Source organism: Marinobacter sp. ANT_B65 (assembly GCF_002407605.1).
Taxonomy (GTDB): Bacteria; Pseudomonadota; Gammaproteobacteria; order Pseudomonadales; family Oleiphilaceae; genus Marinobacter.
On sequence record NZ_NXGV01000003.1, the window covers coordinates 265,559 to 287,599 of the forward strand.

Annotated in this window: 17 protein-coding genes; 11 read left to right on the plus strand and 6 right to left on the minus strand. The window is 54.8% G+C overall.

The window, feature by feature from the left end:
* Positions 1 to 60 precede the first annotated feature (60 nt).
* Entirely contained in the window at positions 61 to 1,266 is a 1,206-nt protein-coding gene (gene trpB, locus CPA50_RS14315) for a tryptophan synthase subunit beta (protein WP_096783214.1), read from the plus strand.
* A 78-nt stretch (positions 1,267 to 1,344) separates the two neighbouring features.
* On the opposite strand, the gene CPA50_RS14320 is transcribed toward trpB, so the two are convergent.
* Positions 1,345 to 2,241 carry a universal stress protein gene (locus CPA50_RS14320; protein WP_096783215.1) on the minus strand — a complete coding sequence of 299 codons (897 nt, stop codon included), beginning with the start codon at positions 2,239 to 2,241 and terminating at the stop codon, positions 1,345 to 1,347.
* Position 2,242: 1 nt separating this feature from the next.
* Positions 2,243 to 3,730, minus strand: a complete 1,488-nt coding sequence (locus CPA50_RS14325; RefSeq protein WP_096783216.1) for a SulP family inorganic anion transporter — start codon at positions 3,728 to 3,730, stop codon at positions 2,243 to 2,245.
* A gap of 195 nt (positions 3,731 to 3,925) precedes the next feature.
* Between CPA50_RS14325 and CPA50_RS14330 the strand changes: the two genes are divergently transcribed.
* Positions 3,926 to 5,206 carry an MgtC/SapB family protein gene (locus CPA50_RS14330; RefSeq protein WP_096783217.1) on the plus strand — a complete coding sequence of 427 codons (1,281 nt, stop codon included), beginning with the start codon at positions 3,926 to 3,928 and terminating at the stop codon, positions 5,204 to 5,206.
* Between the two features lie 11 nt (positions 5,207 to 5,217).
* On the opposite strand, the gene alkB is transcribed toward CPA50_RS14330, so the two are convergent.
* On the minus strand, positions 5,218 to 5,868 hold the full coding sequence (gene alkB / locus CPA50_RS14335) for a DNA oxidative demethylase AlkB (RefSeq protein ID WP_096783218.1): 651 nt from the start codon (positions 5,866 to 5,868) through the stop codon (positions 5,218 to 5,220).
* A gap of 168 nt (positions 5,869 to 6,036) precedes the next feature.
* Here alkB and djlA point away from each other — a divergent pair, with 168 nt between their 5' ends.
* Positions 6,037 to 6,813 (plus strand): co-chaperone DjlA, encoded by a 777-nt coding sequence (djlA, locus tag CPA50_RS14340; protein ID WP_096783219.1) that lies wholly within the window; start codon positions 6,037 to 6,039, stop codon positions 6,811 to 6,813.
* An 81-nt stretch (positions 6,814 to 6,894) separates the two neighbouring features.
* Here djlA and CPA50_RS14345 read toward each other — a convergent pair whose 3' ends face one another.
* Both CPA50_RS14345 and CPA50_RS14350 read right to left on the minus strand, forming a co-directional pair.
* Positions 6,895 to 9,957, minus strand: a complete 3,063-nt coding sequence (locus CPA50_RS14345; RefSeq protein ID WP_096783220.1) for an efflux RND transporter permease subunit — start codon at positions 9,955 to 9,957, stop codon at positions 6,895 to 6,897.
* 6 nt (positions 9,958 to 9,963) lie between these two features.
* Complete coding sequence (locus CPA50_RS14350; RefSeq protein ID WP_096783221.1) at positions 9,964 to 11,046, minus strand: efflux RND transporter periplasmic adaptor subunit; 1,083 nt, start codon at positions 11,044 to 11,046, stop codon at positions 9,964 to 9,966.
* A gap of 334 nt (positions 11,047 to 11,380) precedes the next feature.
* Between CPA50_RS14350 and ilvG the strand changes: the two genes are divergently transcribed.
* From ilvG to CPA50_RS14390, 8 genes are all read left to right on the plus strand, one after another.
* Positions 11,381 to 13,081: an acetolactate synthase 2 catalytic subunit gene (gene ilvG, locus CPA50_RS14355; protein ID WP_096783222.1), complete on the plus strand. Its 1,701-nt coding sequence runs from the start codon at positions 11,381 to 11,383 to the stop codon at positions 13,079 to 13,081.
* Positions 13,078 to 13,362, plus strand: a complete 285-nt coding sequence (locus CPA50_RS14360) for an ACT domain-containing protein (RefSeq protein WP_096783223.1) — start codon at positions 13,078 to 13,080, stop codon at positions 13,360 to 13,362. Before ilvG ends, CPA50_RS14360 begins: the two co-directional genes overlap by 4 nt.
* A gap of 33 nt (positions 13,363 to 13,395) precedes the next feature.
* Positions 13,396 to 14,610: an MFS transporter gene (locus CPA50_RS14365; protein WP_227519664.1), complete on the plus strand. Its 1,215-nt coding sequence runs from the start codon at positions 13,396 to 13,398 to the stop codon at positions 14,608 to 14,610.
* A gap of 233 nt (positions 14,611 to 14,843) precedes the next feature.
* Positions 14,844 to 16,463: an ABC transporter substrate-binding protein gene (locus tag CPA50_RS14370; RefSeq protein WP_096783224.1), complete on the plus strand. Its 1,620-nt coding sequence runs from the start codon at positions 14,844 to 14,846 to the stop codon at positions 16,461 to 16,463.
* A gap of 22 nt (positions 16,464 to 16,485) precedes the next feature.
* The gene (locus CPA50_RS14375; protein ID WP_096783225.1) at positions 16,486 to 17,514 is read left to right on the plus strand and encodes an ABC transporter permease; all 1,029 of its coding nucleotides are present in this window, start codon (positions 16,486 to 16,488) and stop codon (positions 17,512 to 17,514) included.
* Position 17,515: 1 nt separating this feature from the next.
* Positions 17,516 to 18,409, plus strand: coding sequence for an ABC transporter permease (locus CPA50_RS14380; RefSeq protein ID WP_096783226.1), 894 nt, complete (start codon positions 17,516 to 17,518; stop codon positions 18,407 to 18,409).
* A gap of 9 nt (positions 18,410 to 18,418) precedes the next feature.
* Positions 18,419 to 20,116, plus strand: coding sequence for a dipeptide ABC transporter ATP-binding protein (locus tag CPA50_RS14385; RefSeq protein WP_096783227.1), 1,698 nt, complete (start codon positions 18,419 to 18,421; stop codon positions 20,114 to 20,116).
* The gene (locus tag CPA50_RS14390; RefSeq protein ID WP_096783228.1) at positions 20,097 to 20,807 is read left to right on the plus strand and encodes a GntR family transcriptional regulator; all 711 of its coding nucleotides are present in this window, start codon (positions 20,097 to 20,099) and stop codon (positions 20,805 to 20,807) included. The genes CPA50_RS14385 and CPA50_RS14390 overlap by 20 nt, the downstream gene beginning before the upstream one ends.
* 44 nt (positions 20,808 to 20,851) lie before the next feature.
* On the opposite strand, the gene CPA50_RS14395 is transcribed toward CPA50_RS14390, so the two are convergent.
* Positions 20,852 to 22,033, minus strand: a complete 1,182-nt coding sequence (locus CPA50_RS14395) for an acetyl-CoA C-acyltransferase (RefSeq protein ID WP_096783229.1) — start codon at positions 22,031 to 22,033, stop codon at positions 20,852 to 20,854.
* Positions 22,034 to 22,041: the final 8 nt, after the last annotated feature.

Genomic DNA, 22,041 nt, shown 5'->3' on the forward strand with positions numbered 1-22,041 from the left:
GAGCAGCCCAGTACAGGGCGCTATCATTGCGATCATAATTTCAAGACGAGACACCGCCTTATGACCACACCTTCCCCTTATGACAACCTGCCTGACGAAAACGGTTTTTTTGGTAAATTCGGCGGGCAGTTCGTACCGCCGGAACTGAAGCAGGTAATGGATGAAATCAGCGCTGCCTATCAGGAGATCCGTCAACGCAAGGATTTTCAGGACGAACTGGCTTACCTGCTGGCGGATTATGTAGGCCGGCCCAGCCCGATTTTTTATGCGCGTCGTTTGTCTGAGAAGCTCGGCGGAGCGCGCATCTACCTGAAGCGGGAAGACCTGAATCATACCGGTGCACACAAGATCAATCACTGTCTGGGTGAAGCCCTGCTGGCGAAGTTCATGGGTAAAACCAAAGTGATCGCCGAAACAGGAGCAGGCCAGCACGGAGTCGCTCTGGCAACGGCCTGTGCCCTCGTCGGCATCCCCTGCGAGATCCACATGGGAACTGTGGATATCGCCAAAGAGCACCCGAACGTAACCAAGATGAAAATCCTGGGCGCCACATTAATTCCGGTTTCACGCGGTACAGCAACACTCAAGGACGCGGTCGACAGTGCCTTTGAGGAGTACCTGAAAGACCCGAAACATTTTATTTACGCTATTGGCTCGGTTGTTGGACCGCATCCCTTCCCAGGAATGGTTCGTGACTTTCAGTCGGTTGTGGGGCGTGAAGCCCGGGCGCAGTTTCTGGAACGTTACAAGAAACTGCCGGATTACATAGCTGCCTGCGTAGGCGGTGGCTCCAATGCCATGGGCATTTTCACAGCCTTCCTGAATGATGAGAGTGTCAAACTGGTGGGAGTTGAACCGGCCGGAGAAGGTCTGGATACAGAACGCCACGCTGCAACCATGACATTGGGCAAGCCCGGTCAGTTACACGGTATGGCCTGCTATGTGCTTGAAGACAGTGAAGGTAATCCACTGCCGGTGCACTCCATTGCATCCGGGCTGGACTACCCCGGCAGCGGTCCGCAGCACGGCTATCTCAAGGATCTGGGGCGAGTGGAATACGCCTGCGCCAATGACACCGAGTGCCTGGATGCGTTTATGATGCTGTCACGTGTGGAAGGGATTATCCCTGCCCTGGAAAGTGCCCACGCCGTTGCCTGGGCGATACGCGAAGCGCCAGAAATGTCATCAGATCAGTCAATCCTGGTCAACCTCTCAGGGCGGGGAGACAAGGACGCCGACTACGTAGCAGAAAAACTGGGCCTGTAACTGCTTTTTCAGGCCACAAAAAAAGGCGAAACCCTTATACGGCTTCGCCTTTTTTGTAGCCCGGTGGCGCGTTGCTATCTAACGCAGAATTACCAGGGGTTTTTTTGCCGTTGTCAGCATGCTGGTAGTCGTACTGCCCAGCAGAAAACGGCGTATTTTCGAATGCCCGTAAGCGCCCATCACCAGAATATCGATACCAAATTCTTCCTGATAACTGTGCAACACCGGCTCTACCTCACCGCTACGGATGCTCAGGGTGATGTCCGATTGTAAGGGCGCCAGCATCTCCCTGGCCTTGTGCAGTTGGCTCATGGCCTCCGGCGTTTCAGCACCTACCATCACCAGATGCAATGGCATGCCTTTGAGAACCGGGCTGGCAGCCAGGTGTTCAACTCCGCGAAACGCAGTTGCGCTGCCATCAAACGCCAGCATGGCGCTTTTGGGCGTGGAGAATTCATTCGGCACCAGCAGAATCGGACGACTCATACTGCGAATAACCGTTTCAAGCTGGCTGCCAATGTGGTGCTCACCGTCGGAACTGCTTTCGCCGTGCAGCCCCATCACCAGCAGTCGAATCTCCCCCTGCATTCCCAACAGAGATTCCGTCAGATCACCATGGCGCTGGCGCTTTTTGATATTGCTTACGCCAGCCTCCTGCAACCTGCTGGCAGCCTCCTCCAGCATGTGGTTACCGTGTTCCAGAGCCAGCTTGGCCCGCTTACGGTCCAGTTGTGCCAGCTCGTCCAGAAGCTGCTCCCGGCTGCCCAGGCCAATGTTCCCTGCCAGGTCCGGCTCTGACGGATAACGCTCTTTATCCAGCACATGCAGCAGGGTCAGCGGTGAGTCCATATGCTTACTGGCCCAGGCCGCGTAATCACAAACCGCTGGCGCGGCTCGTGAACCGTCAATGCAGGCTAAAACCTGCAGTGTATCCTGGGGAGTACCGGTTTGGAGATTGCTTGTCGAATCCTGCATATTAATGGCCCATCAGCTGATCAATGCCTTCCGGCTTGTCGTGCACACCAAAACGGTCAACGATGGTGGCGCTGGCTTCGTTCATGCCAATCACTTCCACTTCCGCTCCGTCACGACGGAATTTGATAACCACCTTGTCCAGTGCGCCCACTGAGGTAATGTCCCAGAAATGGGCACGGCTGACATCTATGATCACTTTATCGACCACTTCACGAAAATCAAACGCGGCAATGAATTTTTCCGAGGAGCTGAAGAAAACCTGCCCCATTACCTTGTAGGTACGCGTACCCGATGATTCATCCAGCGTTGTCTGCACTTCCATAAAGTGCCCGATCTTGTTGGCAAAGAACAGTGATGCAAGCAGCACCCCGGCAAAAACGCCCAATGCGAGATTGTGGGTTGCAACAACCACACACACGGTTACCAGCATGACAATGTTGGTCGAAAGCGGATGGGTTTTCAGGTTGCGAATGGATTCCCAGGAGAAGGTGCCAATAGACACCATAATCATCACAGCTACCAGGGCGGCCATGGGGATCTGCACCAGAATATCGTCCAGAATCACGATCATCACCATCAGGAAAACACCGGCGGTGAGAGTGGAGAGCCGGGTCCGCCCCCCTGATTTGATATTGATAACAGACTGGCCAATCATCGCGCAGCCAGCCATACCACCAAACAGGCCAGACCCTATGTTGGCGATGCCCTGCCCGCGACATTCACGGTTGCGGTCACTTTCTGTATCGGTCAGCTCATCCACAATAGTGGCCGTCATCATGGATTCCAGCAAACCGACTACCGCCAGCGGAATGGAATACGGCAGGATGATCATCAGGGTTTCGAGGTTCAGCGGTACATCCGGCCAGAGAAAGATCGGCAGAGTGTCAGGCAATTCACCCATATCGCCTACGGTGCGTACATCGATATTGAACAGCACAGCGACAATCGTCAGGGCCACGATACAGATCAGAGGAGAAGGCAGCACCTTGCCCAGCACCGGCACATAAGGGAACAGGTAGATGATTCCCAGCCCGGCGGCGGTCATGGCATATACGTGCCAGGTTACGTTGGTCAGCTCAGGTAACTGCGCCATAAAAATCAGAATGGCGAGGGCATTCACAAAGCCGGTAACGACTGAGCGTGACACAAATCGCATGAGACTGCCCAGCTTCAGCCAGCCAGCCAGGATCTGGATCACACCAGTTAACAGAGTAGCAGCCATAAGATATTCCAGGCCGTGCTCTTTCACCAACGTGACCATAAGCAGCGCCATAGCACCGGTTGCTGCAGAGATCATACCCGGGCGACCACCCACAAAGGCGATAATCACTGCGATACAAAACGAGGCATAAAGCCCCACTTTGGGGTCTACACCGGCGATGATCGAGAAAGCAATCGCTTCCGGAATCAGGGCCAGGGCAACCACAATTCCGGCGAGCAAGTCGCCCTTGGTGTTGGAAAACCAGTTGGCTTTCAGGGTGTTTACCATAGTTCGGGTGTCCAGGTGTCTGTGCGGTTTAAAAATTAGGGCTTTGCCGGTGCATGAATTAAGGAAATACCGGCAGAAGAAAGGGCGCAAATTCTATCAAACTGCGGGTACATGCGTAAGAGCGCCTGTCCCCTGAGCGTTGCAGGCTGGTATTATTAAGGCCTAGCCTGAGGTTAAACGGAGTTTCGCCTGTTTATGGATGATGTCGCATCCCAGTTCCTGACCGCAAACCAGACCATACTGCATTTATTTGTGGCGCTCCTTCTTGGCGCAATTATAGGGCTTGAACGAGGTTGGGACGCCCGTGAACAGAAATCCGGGGAACGCATAGCCGGTATCCGCACGTTTTCACTCACCGGTCTTCTGGGTGGCATTTCAGCGGTACTGGCCCAGGAGATCACCCCCTGGGCCTTCCCGGTTCTACTGTTGAGCGTCGTTGCCATGGCAATCGTGGCGTACAGTGAACGACTCGATCATATCCGCAACTTCAGCATTACCGGCATGGTCGGCATGACACTGACCTTCTGCTTCGGTGCCATTGCTGTGGCGGTGGATCCTGTGATGGCAACGGCAGCCGCTGTGATCACCGCCCTTATTCTCGACAATAAAGAAGAGATTCACAGCTGGGTCAACAAACTCAAAGCCCATGAACTGGACGCAGCACTCAAACTGCTTCTTATATCTGTGGTGATGTTGCCGTTGCTACCCAATGAAGCAATGGGCCCCGGGGGAGTATTAAACCCTCGTGAAATCTGGTGGATGGTGGTGATGATCGCATCTCTGTCGTTCATCGGCTATTTCGCAATGCGGGTTGCCGGCACCCGCAAGGGCATTCTCTTTACCGGCCTGTTTGGTGGCCTGAGCTCCTCCACCGCATTGACCCTGCATTTTGCCCGCCAGGCCAAGCTGTACCCAGCGTTGAACGCGCAATTTGCAACCGGCATTCTGATTGCCTGCGGCACCATGTTCCCTCGCATACTGGTGTACTGCTTCGTAATCAACCGTGACCTGCTTCCAAGCCTCGTATGGCCAGTAGTGGTGATGTCCATCCTCCTTTATGTGCCGGCCATTGTTATTTGGCAACGGAACTCTGGTGCAAACCAGGTCAGCCAGCCGACGCTCGGTCAGAACCCACTCGACCTGAAATCCGCTCTGGTTTTCGGCATACTCCTGACCGTTATCCTGCTTCTTGGCGATTTTCTTGAGAACTGGCTGGGCAACACTGGCGTGTACGTGCTGGCAGCCACCTCTGGCATTGCTGATGTGGATGCGATTACTCTTTCCCTGGGCCGCATGTCCAACACCAGCCTTGCGATGGATACGGCGGTTATGGGCATTGTTATTGCCGCGACCACCAACAATCTGGTCAAGTCAGGCATGGCCTGGGTGATTGGCAACCGGCAAACGGGACTCTATGTGGCGGGCCCCATGCTGCTTTCACTGGGTGCGGGACTTCTTGTGGCGTGGCTTCAGTGATCTCTGAATGGCTAACGCGCACAACGGAATGTCAGGTTGTAACGGCAGGCACCAGTCAGCAGGTGGGCTCCCGCTTTAAGGGCAAGCACTCCGTGGTAGCGCAACCTTGAGGGCCCGCCCCAGACCACCACATCGCCGTGGCTCAGCGGGATATTCGATGGTCGTTCACTGCGAGTGAGCCCGCCAAACTGAAATACCTGAGGCAACCCGAGAGAAACAGATACTATAGGCTGCGAAAGGTCTTGTTCGTTTTTATCCTGATGCAGCCCCATTTTTGCACCCGGCTCATAACAGTTAATAAGACAGGCATCCGGAGTAAACCCCGTATATCCCGCCGCATTTGCAGCCCGCCAGGCCAAATCGGTGAAAGCGGCCGGCATCTCTGGCCAGGGGACGCCGGAATCAGGATCTTCAGCCTGATAGCGATACCCTCTCGCATCAGTAACCCACCCCAGGCTTCCACAACAACTCATGGCAACGGACATGCTGTGCCCGCCGGGTGTTTTCATGTGCCTCAGCGGAGCGACCGCCGTTACCCCCTTCACCTCCAGCAGCAGGTCCTCCCCGATAGCAGATGCGAACTGCCGGAGTACAATTGCGCCTTCGGAAAGAGCCTCTGTAGACGCTTCCACCGGCTGATCGGCAAACAGATCAGGTGTCATCAACTGCCTTTTAAATGGACTTTACAGAGAGCATTTTTAACACGAAAAACAAGCCCTTTCACATGGGAAAAGTAAAACATGTAGCATGAATGAAAGCCTGTTCATGAAGAACCGCTGAAAAACACGTATATTCTGTGGTCTTATCCATTATCCAGTAAGGACGTTTTAATGCTGTTTGCAATGATCATTGGTGGTCTGATTGGTTACACCTTTGGCAAGTTCCCCGGTTTACTGGTGGGGGCAGCTCTGGGTGCATTTCTGCTTAACCGCGCTAAAAGCCGATTGATTGGCAAACTTCAGAATATTCAATCCGGCTTTGTTGAATCTGTATTCGCGGTTATGGGCGCCCTTTGCAAAGCAGATGGCGTTGTATCGAAAGATGAAATACAGATGGCTGAAACCATGTTCATGCGTTTTCGCCTGAACGAAGCCCAGATTACAACCGCCAAAGCAGCGTTCAGCCGGGGTAAAGCCGAAGGCTTCGATCTGGATGCAGAGCTGGAACACTTCATGCGCATCAGTGGAGGCCAGCCGGCTTTCCTGCAGATGTTCCTTCAGGTGCAGGTTTCAGCGGTTGCAGCAGATGGCGTTGTACACCCGGCAGAGCACGAGATGCTGGTTCGCATTGCCCGCGGTCTGGGCCTGCCTGAAAGCCAGGTTGATCAACTGGAAGCCATGTTGCGCGGCGCGCATACTGGCCAGGCCGGAGGCCAGCGGTCTACGGCCCAACAGAACGACGACGCCTATAAGGTTCTGGGAGTCTCGCCGTCAATCAGTGACGCTGAACTTAAAAAAGTCTATCGCAAGCTGATGAGCGAGAACCACCCCGACAAACTTGCAGGGCGTGGTCTTCCGGAAAGCATGCGCGAAATGGCAGAAGAACGGACTCAGGAAATAACCCACGCCTACGACATCATCAAGGAATCCCGCAAAAACAGCGCCTGATTCCCCTTAGCTGAACCTTCACGAGCCCGGTTAATTTAACGGGCTTGTGAACCCGCAACAGTCAACCATGCCGCAGTCACGTTAAAAGCTTCTCAACTTCTGGCCTGCTTTGTCACCGAGCACCAGCATAGCGGGTGTCAGTAACAACGTAAGTATGGTTGCGAAAGCCAGCCCCCCGGCAATAGCGCTGGAAAGTTGCGCCCACCATTGCGTGGATGGAGCCCCTAACCCCAACGATGGCGCCAGAAGATTTACATTGATACCGAGGACCATGGGCATCAACCCCAGCACGGTGGTCACAGCGGTCAGGATCACCGGGCGTAAGCGCAGGCAACTGGTTTCCAGCGCTGCCTCGTAAGCAGCCATCCCCTCTTTCTTCATCTGGTTATAGGTATCAATCAGAATGATGTTGTTGTTCACCACAATCCCTGCCAGCGCAATAATGCCCATACCGACCATAACAACACCGAAAGACTGCCCGTTCAGAAGTAATCCCAGAAGAACCCCTGCGGTGGAAAGCACAATCGCTGAGAGAATCAGAAAGCTCTGATACAGCGAGTTGAACTGGGTCACCAGAATAAGCAGCATCACGGCAATCGCCACCAGAAATGCGGTTGCCAGGAAGTTGGAAGCCTGCTGCTGATCTTCGTTTTCACCTGCAAACTTCACCGACACGCCATCAGGGGGCTCAGGGAGATTTGCCTGTAACGCTTTCAGTAAACTGTCCACCTGCTCGCCGGGCTGGATATCTGATTTGATAGTAACCGTTCGCTGACCATCAACCCGGGCAATACTGCCGGTCTTGCTTCCCGGCTGCAGATCGAGAAACTGCGATAGCGGCACCTGCCCCCGGGGTGTGCTGATTGTCTGGCGCTGCAAATGATCCAGCTCGCGCCAGTTATTCGGAACCCGTACCGCAATGTCCACCTCGTCCCGCACATCTTCGGGCCGGTAGGTTGCCAGTACCAGCCCATTGGTAACCAGACGAACTGCACTGCCAATGCTGAGCACATCGGTTCCAAACCGGGCAGCAGCTTCCCGGTCAACTTCCAGGCGCCATTCAATACCGGGTAAGCTCCGATCATCTTCAATATCCAGAAATCCGCCCTGGGCACGCATCTGCTCTTCTATCTGGTCTACATACCCGTTAAGTTTGCTGCTTTCGCGACTACTGATCTGAAGCTCAATTGGCTTGCCGCCCGCCGGGCCGTTCTCCTGCTTTCGAAACTCAAGTTCAATACCCGGAATATCCTCAGTGCGGGCCATAAAATCCTCAAGAATCTCGCTGGCACGGCGGCGGGAAAACCAGTCGGTAAACTGGAACTGAAGCACTCCGATCACATCCGGAGCCATCTGCGTACTGGCGCTCAGCATTGACCGGGCGTAAACAGCTTTCACTTCAGGCATACCCTGCAAACGATCTTCTACCTGCCGCACAATGGCATCCCGTTCCAGCACCGAGAGATCTCCGCGCGCGCGAACCTGCACCTGAGCTGAATCCGGCTCCACACTGGGAAAGAACTCTACGCCATAGTTGAACTTTCCATAGGCGATATAGACCAGCACAACGATCGCCAACACGCCCATCAAGGTAAAACCGGGATAAGACAGGAGTGTGGAGAGCAAACGACGGTAACCCTGCATCATTTGCCCGCTTTCACTGACCGCACGGGCACGCCGACCACCGCTGATACCCCCCAGAACCGGCAGAAACACAAGAGCCATCGCCAGAGATGCAACCAGACAGATGATTACGGTGATGGGCAGAAACTTCATGAACTCTCCCACAACACCGGGCCAGAACAGAAGCGGTACAAACACCGCTAAAGTGGTGGCAGTAGACGCGATAATAGGCCAGGCCATGCGGCTTGCTGCCTCCGCCCAGGCGTCTTTCACTGTCTGCCCTTCAGAGAGGTTACGGTCTGCCAGCTCTGATACCACAATGGCACCGTCGACCAGCATTCCTGCAACCAGAATCAGGCTGAAGAGCACAACGATATTCAGGGTCAGGCCCATCATCCAGATCACCAGAATGCCGGTAAGAAAGGCACCAGGAATAGTAAGCCCTACCAGCATGGCGGATCGCGGTCCCATGGCAGCGATGATCACAATGATGACCAGCACAATGGCGGTCAGTACGTTATTGAGCAGGTCACTCAGCATATCCCGGACTTCATCAGACTGGTCCATGATATAGCGAATATCCAGAGCCTCCGGCAACTGGGGCTGTGCCCGGGCGATCAGCTCACGCACCTGACCCACGGTTTCTATAATGTTTGCGCCAGTGCGCTTTGACACTTCCAGCACCAGAGCCGGCTCGCCATTGATGCGGGCAAATCCGGTCGGGTCTTTGAAGGTGCGCTGGAGCATGGCTACGTCGCCGAAAGTCACTACGGTATCGCCATCAACTTTGATCGGCATGGACATAACATCTTCAATATTCTCGATAACGCCAGGGACTTTCAGCGTCATGCGCCCATTACCGGTATCCAGCGAGCCGGCTGCCACCAGCTGATTGTTGCGGGTAACCAGAGAGCCGAGGTTATCAAAGTCTATGCCATAGCTTTCCAGCACCTGGGGGTCTACAACAATTTCCAGCAGATCCTCCCGATCGCCTCCAATCTCGACTTCCAGGACCTCCGGAATCGCCTCGATAGCATCCTGAAACTCGCGGGCGATGGTTATCAATTCCCGTTCAGAAAGGGGTCCGGAAAGACCAATGGAAAGCACAGGGAAAAGAGAAACATTGATCTCATTCACCCGTGGTTCATCCGCCTCTTGCGGGAGGTTACTGCGGGCAGTATCCACCTTTTCCCGCACATCCTGCAGAGCTGTGTCCGGATCAAAACCGGCATCGAACTCCAGCATCACCGAAGCATGGCCCTCTGAAGCTGTACCCCGCATTTCCTTGACACCCTCAAGCGAGCGCAACTCCTGTTCCATAGGCCGCACCAGCAGTCGCTCTGCGTCTTCCGGGCTTATGCCTTCCAGCGTCATGGAGATATAGATCATGGGAATGGTAACGTCAGGGTTCGCTTCCCGCGGGATTGTCTGAAAAGCAGCTACACCACCCAGAATCAAAAACAGCAGGGTTAACAGTGTGGTGCGGCTACGATCTATTGCGGCGAAAATGAGTGCACGCATAATTGCTCAGCCCTGTTTTTCAGCGACATCAACAGGCTCAACGTACTCGCCCTCGCTGACAAATCCACCGCCACGGGTAATCAGGCGAATCTCATCGGGTAAACCGGTTACCCAGGCACCCTCGGTCGAAACACTGAGCAAGGTTACCGCGCCAAAAACAACCTGATTATCTTCATCAACATATTTCACTCCGGGCCGGCCATCTTCACCCAGAGACAAAAAAGCCGGGGAAATAAAAGTGGCCTGAACATCCGCCAGCGCAACACGAAGGTTGGCGCTGCCACCGGCAATGCGTTTCTGCTCCGGATTTTCAACGGCGATCTCTATAGCAAAACTACGGGTTTCGCGGTTTGCGGCACTGGCCACAAAAGTGATCACGCCCTCAAGTGCATCCCCATCCAGAGGACGCACCAGCACTTTCTGGCCGGGAGCGACTTGCGCAACGGATTGCTGTGGCACCTGCCCTTTGGCTTTAAGCCGGTCGATCCGAACCAGGTCATACAAGGGTGAGCCCACCTGAACCAGACTTCCTGCCTCCACGCTTTTACCGTTAATCACTCCATCAAAAGGCGCCGAAGGCCTGAGATGGGAAACAGCAAGCTCAGCAGCCTTCAACTCCGAACGGGCTGCAGCCAGTTCGCTTTCAAGACCGAGAATTTCCGACTGGGATGTCAGGTTGCTGGCGCGAAGCCTGCGTGCTGCAGACAGATCTGCCTCAAGCTTTCTGGCCTGAGCCTGCCAGCGCGCGACCTCTGCACTGCGGCCGTCTTCCGAAAGGGTTAACAACACATCACCGGCTTTAACTGAATCACCGAGCTCTGCTTCAATGGTTTCAACTGTGCCGGCAATCCGGGCGCTCACTGTTACAGCATTCCACGGCTCAATCTGGCCCTGGAGCAGAAGACCCGGCTCATATAGTTGAGCGTTGAGAGTTGTCACCTGGACCCGGGTCCGTTTCTGCTGCGCGACTTCCTGCTGTTCCGGCGCTTTGGTGCTGGCAACCCTGATATCGCCCGTTGCCATCCAGATCACCAGAGCAATCACCACCACTATGGACAATCCCAACGAACTCCACTTTACTCTGCTCATGAAATACCTACACAGCGTGAAACCAATGAATTGCAGCTGAAATAAAAACGCCCTCTGAAAAAAAACGGATTAAACGGTTGCAACCTGTTTAAAACGTGAGGTAGATTCTACACAGAATCTTTTTACGAATTCAGAGCAGATTGTCCGTTTTATGAATCTTAACTCCGTAATCATCCTTGCAGTGTCAGTCCTGGTGGTAGTGATACCTTCCGGGGGCTTTTGCGTGGATAAGCGGGTGAGATAGAGACAAGCCTGACGAAACACCAGAAACCCCCGGCACCGCAAGGTCCCGGGGGTTTCTTTTTTGCGGAAGAAAAAAACAGGAAATACGACAATGAACGGCGCACAGCACATTCTTGAAACGTTCCACCACCACAACATCCAGACGGTTTTTGGTTACCCGGGCGGCTGCATAATGCCGCTATACGATGCCTTGGTGGATGATGTGAACGTAGAACATGTGCTTTGTCGTCATGAACAAGGCTGTGCCCTGGCTGCGGACGGCTATGCCCGGGCCAGCGGCAAGCTGGGTGTTTGCATTGCCACCTCCGGCCCCGGCGCTACCAACCTGATTACGGGTGTAGCCAACGCGCACCGGGACTCAACCCCCATGCTGGTAATAACTGGCCAGGTTCCCTCCTCGTTGATTGGCACTGATGCCTTTCAGGAAACCGATGTTCTGGGAATGACTCTTGGAATCGTAAAACACAGCTATCTGGTTGAGAGTGCTGACGAACTGCCTGTCATTCTGGACGAAGCCATTGAACTGGCTCAAAGCGGGCGACCCGGGCCTGTATGGATTGATATCCCAAAGGATGTGTTACTGGCAGAAACTGCAGCTGCCCCGATCGGCCGTTCGATACTGCGGGAAGCCGTATGCCCCGACCTCGCCAGCGCGATAGCCATGCTGCGAACAGCCCGCAAGCCACTGCTTTACAGTGGCGGAGGCATAAGCCTGGCCCATGCAGAAGAGAGCTTTCATGAATTTGCCGAGAACTCCGGGCTGCCGGCGGTAGTAACACTCAAGGGTATCGGAAACCCTGGCAAACACAGTACTCACAACCTCGGCATGCTGGGCATGCACGGTTCCCGTGCTGCAAACCGTGCCGTAGATGAATGCGACCTCCTTCTGGTAATCGGTGCCCGCCTGGACGACCGCGCCACCGGCAAGCTGGAGGGATTTGCGCCAAATGCACGCCTGATCCACATTGACGCCGACGCGGCTGAAATGAACAAACTCCTGAGTGCAGAGCTCGCAATTCGCGGCGACCTGAACGCCATTCTCAAAGAACTGACACGAACACTCAGAGAAGCGCCTCTGGAGATCAGCGAATGGCGCAGGCAATGCCAGACCTGGCGCACGACGGGAGGTTTTCAGGCAGCAGATAATGAAGAGCCTCTGGCTCCAATTACTGGCCCTGCATTCATTCGCCAGCTATCCCGGATTGCACCGGATGACACGACTATTGCGTGCGATGTTGGCCAGCATCAGATGTGGATAGCCCAGCATTACCAGTTCGACCACCCGCGCCATCATCTCACCAGCGGCGGCCTGGGCACCATGGGTTTTGGTTTGCCTGCGGCAATCGGGGCCCAGTTTGCCAGGCCTGACAGTACCGTTCTGAATGTAACCGGCGACGGTTCCTTCATGATGAACGCGCAGGAAATGGCCACCATTCGCCGGTATAACCTGCCAGTGAAACTGATCATTATGGACAACCAGTGCCTGGGCATGGTGCGCCAGCAACAGGAGCTGTTTTACAACAACCGGGAGAGCCAGATTAACCTCGACGACAACCCGGATTTTGTCGCTATGGCCCGGGCGTTCGATATCCCAGCCCTGAAAATTGAGCGTACCGACCAGGTTCGCCGGGGTATTGAAACCATACTCGCCTACCACGGCCCGATGCTTCTGCATGTTGCTATTGCCCGGGATGAAAACGTCTGGCCAATTGTAAAACCAGGCGGGAGTAACAAAGAGATGATTGATGAAACCCGCCGCAACACCGCAGATAAAAAGGAGAAGGTTGCATGACCACTGAGAACGGCAATAACGCACCCAATTATACAATCACCTGTCGCATGAACCACGAAGCCGCTGCGCTTGAACGCCTGTGCCAGGTCGTTCGTATCCGCGGCTTCCGGATTGCGAAGATGGCAGTGGAAACCAAAGACGGCGTTCTGGATATTGCTCTGACCGTTCAAGGCACCCGACCTGTAACTATGCTTCAATCCCAGCTGGAAAAGCTGCACACTGTGGCGGAGGTTATACTAACCACACCAGCCCTGGCACCTGCAGCAAGCCGAACGGCCTGACAGCCGGGGGCAATAACAACAGGGGAAAAACCCGTGATTTTTCGCAAGGCTACACAACGCCATCCGTTATTTGTCATCGTCCTGGCGCAGCTTTGTGGCACCTCCCTGTGGTTCAGTATAAACGGAGTCTGGTTATCCCTTTCCCGTGAACTGGGGCTAACTGAGTCAGATCTCGGAAGCTTAACGCTCTCCGTACAGGCTGGCTTCATCATTGGCACGCTCACCATTGCAATTTCCGGGCTGGCTGACCGCTATAGGGCCAGCTATATTTTTGCATGCTCCAGCCTGCTTGGAGCTCTGATGAATGCTGGTTTTGTGCTGACAGCATCTTCCCCGCCGTTCGACCTTGTCATGCGTTTTCTGACAGGCCTCTGTCTTGCCGGCATCTACCCTCTCGGTATGAAACTGGTTATTGGCTGGACTCCCAGACATACGGGGACAGCACTGGCCTGGCTGGTTGGCATGCTGACTCTCGGCACCGCCATGCCGCACCTGTTGCGCGGCATGACGCCCGGCCTGCCCTGGCAATGGCCATTACTGGGCTCCTCAGCCCTGGCTCTTCTTGGCGGCATGATGATTCTGTTTTTGGGAGATGGCCCTCACCTGCCTGTCAGTACTGCAAAAACGCGATTGCGCACAGGGCTTGCCGGGCTCAGATCGCCCAGATTCCGGGCGGTAGCCGGCGGCTACTTTGGCCATTGCTGGGAGCTTTATGCTTTCTGGACTCTGACACCATTACTTATCACGCGAGAAGTGCTTCGCATGCAGGCATCTCCAACAACAATACCCCTGCTTTCGTTTCTGGTAATCGGGTTAGGGTTTTTCGGGTGTATATGGGGCGGCAAACTCAGCCGGCGATTTGGAAGTGAATGGGTAGCAAACGGTTCTCTGGCAATCTCAGGGGTAATTTGTCTGGCCTACCCTTTTCTTCCCTGGGTTCCGCCCGGAATACTGTTGTTCCTGCTGGCCCTGTGGGGCATCACCGTCATTGCAGACTCGCCGCAGTTTTCTGCACTGGCTGCCGCCGCAGCCCCCAGAGAGTTTGTTGGCGCATCGCTGGCTGTAATGAACGCCATCGGTTTTGCGCTGACCCTGCCTGCTATCTGGATAACCAGTAATCTATGGGAATCCGAAGGGGTGTGGGTAACGCTTTGGCTGCTTCCTGGTCCGGTATTGGGGCTCTGGTCAATGCGCCGGCTCAACAAGCTGAAAACCGATGGCCTGGGTCTCCATATTCCTGGTAAGTAATCCTGTATAACGGAGGCCGGTTTTAAATCAGAACACGGCGCCTTAATGGTGCTACCTCTACCTGGCACGACCCAAGACCGTGCATACAATATCCAGTCAGCATTCCATTTTGTTCTTTACACGCCTCAGCCTTCAAGATTTACAACATACTCTTTTGGTTCAATTATAAAAAATCAAGTTGGCTTGGAAGGTGCATGCACTATTTGCATAATCCGCAAAATGGAGCATGCATAATGAATCGTCGAAATTTCCTCAAAGGCGCCACCACATTATCAGTAGGGGCCAGCCTTATTCCCCTTAGCCAGTTACTTCCGCGAAGTGCTCTGGCCGCATCAAACGAAACCGCCGTGGTTGTAATCGGCGGAACTATCAACAGCCTGGACATTCATCGCAGCGGCACCAACCGAACCAGCTACCAGGTCGCCATTAACTGCTACGACCGTCTGGTCAGCTTTGGCACCAAGGAAATGCCCGACGGTTCTCTGAGCTATGACTACAACAACGTTCAACCGGAAATGGCCGAGTCCTGGGAGATTAACGAGGACGGGACGGTTATGACCTTCAGGATCCGGGAAGGCGCCACTTTTTGGGATGGCAAGCCTGTCACAGCCCACGACGTAAAATGGTCGCTGGATCGTGCAGTCTCTCTGGGTGGCTTCCCGACCGTTCAAATGAAGGCTGGCCGGCTTGAGTCGCCGGATCAGTTCAAGGCCCTGGATGATCGTACCTTCCAGATCACCCTGCCCTTTGCATCCAAGCTGGCGTTACCCGACCTGGCGACACCCATTCCCATCATAATCAACTCACAAGTTGCCAAAGCCAATGCAACCACGGAAGACCCTTGGGCAACAGAGTACCTGCACCGCACTCCTGCGGGATCAGGCGCATTCAAAGTATCCCGATGGAATGCCGGTGAACAGTTGGTTTATGAACGCAATGACAACTGGGCATGCGGCCCTCTTCCCAGCTATCAGCGGGTGATACAGCGTGAGGTTCCGGCACAATCAACCCGACGCGCTCTTATCGAACGGGGAAGCGTGACCGCATCACAGGACATCCCCAATAAAGATGCCAAAGAACTGGCCAGTAAAGACGGTATAAAAGTAGTCAGCACCCCTATTGAGAACTGTATCTACTCACTTTGTACCAATATGGATTTCGAACCGTTTAAAGATAAACGGGTTCGCCAGGCCATTGCCTGGGCTATTCCCTATGAAAAGATTTTTGAGCAGGCCGCCTATGGCCAGGGCATGCCCATGTGGGGAGGCACTGATGAGGTCACCAGTATCGCCTGGCCGCAAAAGTCTCCCTATGAACTGAATCTGGAAAAAGCGCGGGAGTTGCTGGCACAGACAGACTACAAAGATGGCTTCGAAGTCCCGCTGTCTTTTAACCTCTCGGTCGCCGACTGGGCAGAACCAACCGCATTGCTGATTCAACAGGGCCTTGCCCAGATTGGTATCACAGCCACGATAGAAAAAATCCCAGGCGCCAACTGGCGCACCATTGCCCTGGTTGAGAAAAAACTCCCACTGCATCTGGAAAATTTTGGTGGCTGGCTGAACACCCCGGATTACTACTTTTTCTGGGCCTACATCAAAGGCAATCTTTTCAATTCCTACAATTACGACAATCCGGAGATGACCAGACTGATCGACGAAACTCTCGATATGGCCGTCACGGACCCTGCATACACCCCCAATGTGACACGGATGATCGAGATTGCCTTCGACGACATCCCCCGCATTCCTTTGTGGCAACCAACGCTGAACGTGGCCTTCAAGGAAGGTGTTGAAGGTTACGAATACTGGTTCCACCGCCAGATGGATATCCGTCCGCTTAAACCGGCCTGATTTCGTCATTAAGGAGTAACACGTGGCTCTCGGAGTAAAGTCCAGGCGGGTACTGGCCCGCCTATTACAGGCGGTCCCAACGATCTTCGGTATTCTGGTGGTGTGCTTTCTGCTGACCCGGGCATTGCCCGGGGATCCTGCGGCCTATTTTGCCGGCGACATGGCCGATGAAGCGTCCATTGAACAGGTACGTAAAAACCTGGGGCTGGACCAGCCAATGCCGATGCAGTTCGTCACTTATGTGGGCGATCTGATGCAGGGTGATCTGGGGGTTGCCATTTCAACCGGGCAAACCGTGGCCCAGGAACTCGCAAAACGCTTACCCGCATCCCTGGAACTGACTCTGGCGGCCCTGTTGTTATCACTGGTGATCGCCATTCCACTCGGGGTTCTGGCGGCAACCCGCCCCAACTCCTGGGTAGATCACCTGTGTCGCTTCCTCGTAACGGCCGGTGTCTCATTGCCGACGTTCTTTACAGGTTTGGCATTGCTGTACGTATTCTACTATCTACTCGGCTGGGCCCCACCGCCCATGGGCCGGCTGGATATGATGTTTCTGCCACCGGAAACGGTCACCGGCTTTTATACGATCGACTCACTGATCGCTGGCGACTGGGCTCTGTTCAAGGCTTCCCTTGCTCAAATGGCGCTTCCGGTTATCACCCTTGCGTTGTTTACCCTTGCACCTATCGCCCGAATGACCCGGGCCGCAATGCTGCAGACCCTTGCCAGCGACTATGTCCGCACAGCCCGCGCAGCAGGATTGAGCAGCCGTCGGGTTCTGATTGATTACGCATTCAGGAATGCCCTGTTGCCGGTTGTGACAACACTCGGGATGGTATTTTCGTTCGTGCTCGGCGCCAACGTGCTGGTCGAGAAGGTATTCGCGTGGCCAGGTATTGGCTCCTTCGCTGTAGAGGCTCTGGTGGTATCCGATTACGCCGCCGTTCAGGGATTCGTCCTGTCCATGGCACTTCTGTTCGTATCCCTCAATCTGCTGATCGATCTGGCCTACACGCTGATCGACCCGCGTGTGAGTGAGGAGGAATAACATGACTTCATCATTAGCCACACCGGCAACCTCACCCGCAGAGCCAGCTCGCGAAGGCTATTGGCAGCACCTTGGATACATCATGGCGGAAAACCCGCTAACCGGTATCTCATTCGCCATGTTCATCGCTCTGATCATCATGGCCCTTTTTGGCCCCTACCTGGTGCCTTTTGACCCGGTCGAAACAGGCGCAGGCCCGGCTCTGACCCCGCCCAGCCTTGCGCACTGGTTTGGCACCGATCATCTCGGACGGGATGTTTTCTCCAGAGTTGTCGTCGCCACACGTCTGGATCTGATGATATCTGTGTCTGCGGTCGCTCTGTCATTTTTCTTCGGTTCTGTTATCGGTTCACTGTCCGGCTATTTCGGCGGCTGGACCGACAGGATCGCAGGGCGCCTGATGGACACTATCATGGCTTTCCCGCTGTTCGTCCTGGCTATGGGCATAGTAGCTGCAGCAGGGAATTCTGTTGAAAACATTGTCTACGCTACCGCCATTATCAACTTGCCGTTCTACGCCCGCATGGCCCGGGCCGAAGTCGGCATCCGGCGCAATGCAGGATTTGTTCAGGCCGCCCGTCTGTCCGGTAACTCGGAGCTCAGAGTACTGTTCGGGCACATTTTCCCAAATACCCTGCCCCCGATGATGGTGCAGATCTCGCTCAATATGGGATGGGCCATCCTCAATGCTGCCGGCCTTTCTTTTATAGGCCTGGGCGTACAGCCACCAACGCCTGAGTGGGGGATCATGGTCGCTGAAGGCGCCAACTTCATCATCTCGGGAGAGTGGTGGCTTGTGGTCTTCCCCGGCATGGCCCTGATGCTGGCAGTGTTTACCTTTAATCTGATCGGCGACGGACTACGTGATCTTGTCGACCCCCAGCGACGGACATAAGGAACTCCCATGAACGTACCCTTACTTGATGTTCAACGACTGAGCGTTGATTTCAATACCCGCAAAGGAATTGTCCGTGCCATCGACGCCGTTTCCCTTTCAGTCGCCAAGGGAGAAACTCTGGGCATTGTTGGCGAATCCGGTTCCGGCAAATCCGTCACATCCTATGCGGTAATGAAAATACTGGATCGCGCGGGAAAGATTACCAGCGGCAAGATTATCTACGGTGGTATGGCCCTGCAGAAAATCCCGGAATCCGACATGCGCGATATCCGTGGCCGGGAAATCTCCATGATTTTCCAGAATCCGCGGGCTGCTCTGAACCCCATACGAAAAATTGGCCAGCAGGTGGCCGATGTTCTGATCCAGCACAATCAGGCAACCCGTGCAGAGGCTCGGGGCAAAGCCATCGAAATGCTCCAGGCAGTAAAAATCGCAGACGCCGAGAAGCGCTTCGATGCCTACCCGTTTGAACTCTCGGGCGGCATGTGCCAACGGGTTGTTATCGCCATTGCGCTCGCTTGCAAACCTCAGCTGCTGATCGCCGACGAACCCACAACAGGTCTGGACGTTACTACCCAGAAAGCAGTGATGGACCTGATTGTGGAACTCACAGCGCGCTTCAACATGTCGACCATACTCATTACCCATGATCTCGGCCTGGCAGCCGCCTACTGCGATCGACTGATGGTGATGGAAAAAGGCCGTGTTGTTGAGCAAAACCCGTCCACAGTGTTATTCCAGTCGCCCCGGAAGGACTACACCAAACAATTGCTGCAGGCCACACCGCGTCGTGATTCAAATGTGCGGGACCTGCTGCCGAAGGCAATGCTCGACAAGACTGATCCGCTGCCGGAGTCCAGCCCTCCGGGGCCACCTCTGCTAACGGTCAGCAATCTCAAAAAGAGCTTCGGCAAGCCGGGATCGGAAAACCACCACCTTGCGGTTCGGGATTTGTCATTCAGTATTCGCCAGGGCGAAAGCCTGGGACTGGTGGGAGAAAGCGGATGCGGAAAATCCACCACCTCGGCCATGCTCATGCGGTTACTTGATACAACCGAGGGGCGGATCGAATTTCTGGGCGAAGACATTGCCAGCATTCCTGCCAGCCAATTTGCATCCCACCCGTTACGCAGCAAGCTACAAATGGTGTTTCAGGATCCGACCGACAGCCTTAATCCGCGCTGGAGCGCTGAGCGCTCTATCGAAGATCCGTTGAAGCGCCTTGCCAAAGACCTGAGCAAAGCTGAACGAAAAGCACGGGTACTGGAGCTTGCAAGCCTGGTTGGCCTGCCGCACGATCTGCTGGACCGCTATCCCCACCAACTGTCCGGTGGCCAGAAGGCGCGAGTGGGTATTGCGCGAGCTGTTGCCCTGGATCCACAGCTTCTGATTCTGGACGAACCGACGGCTGCGCTGGATGTCTCGGTCCAGGCCGTGGTTCTGAATTTGCTGGAAGACCTTAAACATCATCTCGGCATGAGCTATCTGTTTATCAGCCACGACCTGAACGTGGTTCGCCTCTTGTGTGATCGCATTATCGTGATGCAGAAGGGAGAAATTGTTGAAGAAGGTGATACCCGGGCCATAATGGATCAACCAGAGACCGATTACACCCGGAGCCTGCTGGCCGCGATTCCGCACCCTCCGGCCAGCCATACGTCAAGCGTCCAAGGAGAGACCTGGCATGACACTGACTTCCGCTGAAGGCCCACGTAAGGGCAAAACCGTGGATACAATCGTTCATACGCTGGCCGATGACATCGTCAGCGGCAAACTGCTGCCTGGTGCCAAGCTGGATGCAAAAGCCGTGGCCGAACGCTTTGGCGTATCCCGAACCCCCATTCGTGAAACCTTTGGGCATCTCGCCGCCATGGGGCTGGTCACTCACCGACCGAACCGCGGGGTAATAGTCGCGACCTTATCTACTGATTCATTGAACTACCTGTACGAAGCCATGGCGGAACTGGAGGCTTCATTAGCCAGGCTGGCAACTCTGAGAATGAGCCGTCAACAGAGGCAAGCACTGGAAAAACTACACAAAAACTCGATTCACCTGGTGAGAGACGGCACCTCAGACGAATACGACCAGTTCAACCAGGACTTCCATGCACTGATTTTTCAGGCAGCTCAGAGCCCTCAACTGAAACAGCTTGCAGAGGCCACCCGTACCCGCCTCGCACCCTTCCGCCGTGCGCAGTTTCGCATGACAAACCGGATGAGCAAGTCCTGGGAGGAACACGATGCAATTTTAAGCGCCATTCTCGCAGGTGATGCTGACGGGGCAGCGCGACTGATGCGCAGCCACGTTCAGACAGTGAGTGCCATGTCAGCCGGATTCGTGGCAGAACACCTGCCGCGGCAAGAGCATAGTGACGAGGACATTGCCTCCAGGTAAAAAGCCTCCCCACTGCAAGCGTTAAGAGTGTGGGAGGCTGAAAATCAGACCAGCTCAACAGCAACCGCAGTTGCCTCTCCGCCGCCAATACAAAGGGAAGCCACACCTCGCTTCAGCCCTTTCTGCTTCAGCGCATTGATGAGTGTGACCAGGATACGCGATCCGGAAGAACCGATAGGATGGCCGAGAGCACAGGCGCCACCGTATACATTAACCTTTTCAGCCGGGAGGCTGAGCTCATTGATCGCCAGCAGGCTGACAACCGCAAAGGCTTCGTTGATCTCGAACAGATCCACATCGTCCTTGGTCCAGCCAGCCTTTTCCAGCACCTTTTCAATCGCACCGATGGGAGCCAGTGTAAACTCCGCCGGTAAGCGGGCGTGCGTCGCATGAGCCACAATTCGGGCCTGAGGCGTCAGGCCACGGGCTTTGGCTTCTGCCGCAGAAGCCAGTACCAGAGCAGAGGCACCGTCACTGATGGAGCTGGAGTTGGCAGCGGTTACCGTACCATCTTTAGCAAAAGCGGGTTTGAGCGTAGGAATTTTTTCCGGCCTTGCCTTACCCGGCTGTTCATCGGTATCGACCAGAGTTTCACCGCCACGGCCAGCGATGGAAACTGGTGAGATTTCAGATTTGAACCAACCGTTCTCTATAGCCGCCAGTGCTTTGTTCAGCGAGCCAATGGAAAATTCGTCCATTGCCTCCCTGGTGATGTTGTAATCATCAGCTGAACGTTGGGCAAACACGCCCATCAAGCCGCCTTCGTAGGCATCTTCAAGGCCGTCGAGGAACATACTGTCCATCACCTGACCGTGACCCATACGCATGCCGCCACGGGCCTTTGGCAACAGGTAAGGCGCCTGGCTCATATTTTCCATACCGCCAGCAATCATGATGCTGTTGGTACCTGCCTTGATCTGGTCATGAGCCAGCATCACAGCCTGCATACCGGAACCGCACATCTTGTTTACCGTAGTACACCCGGAGCTGTCGGGAATGCCTGCCGCGCGGGATGCCTGGCGTGCAGGAGCCTGCCCCAATCCAGCCGGCAACACACAACCCATAATCACTTCCTGGATGTCTGCGGGGGTCAGGCCACTGCGTTCAATAGCAGCCTTGATAGAAGAGGCTGCCAACTCCGGAGAGCGTACAGAACTCAGGGCTCCCATCATGGCGCCCATGGGCGTCCGGGCAGATCCAGCAATCACAACGCTGTTATCACTCATACTCAAAC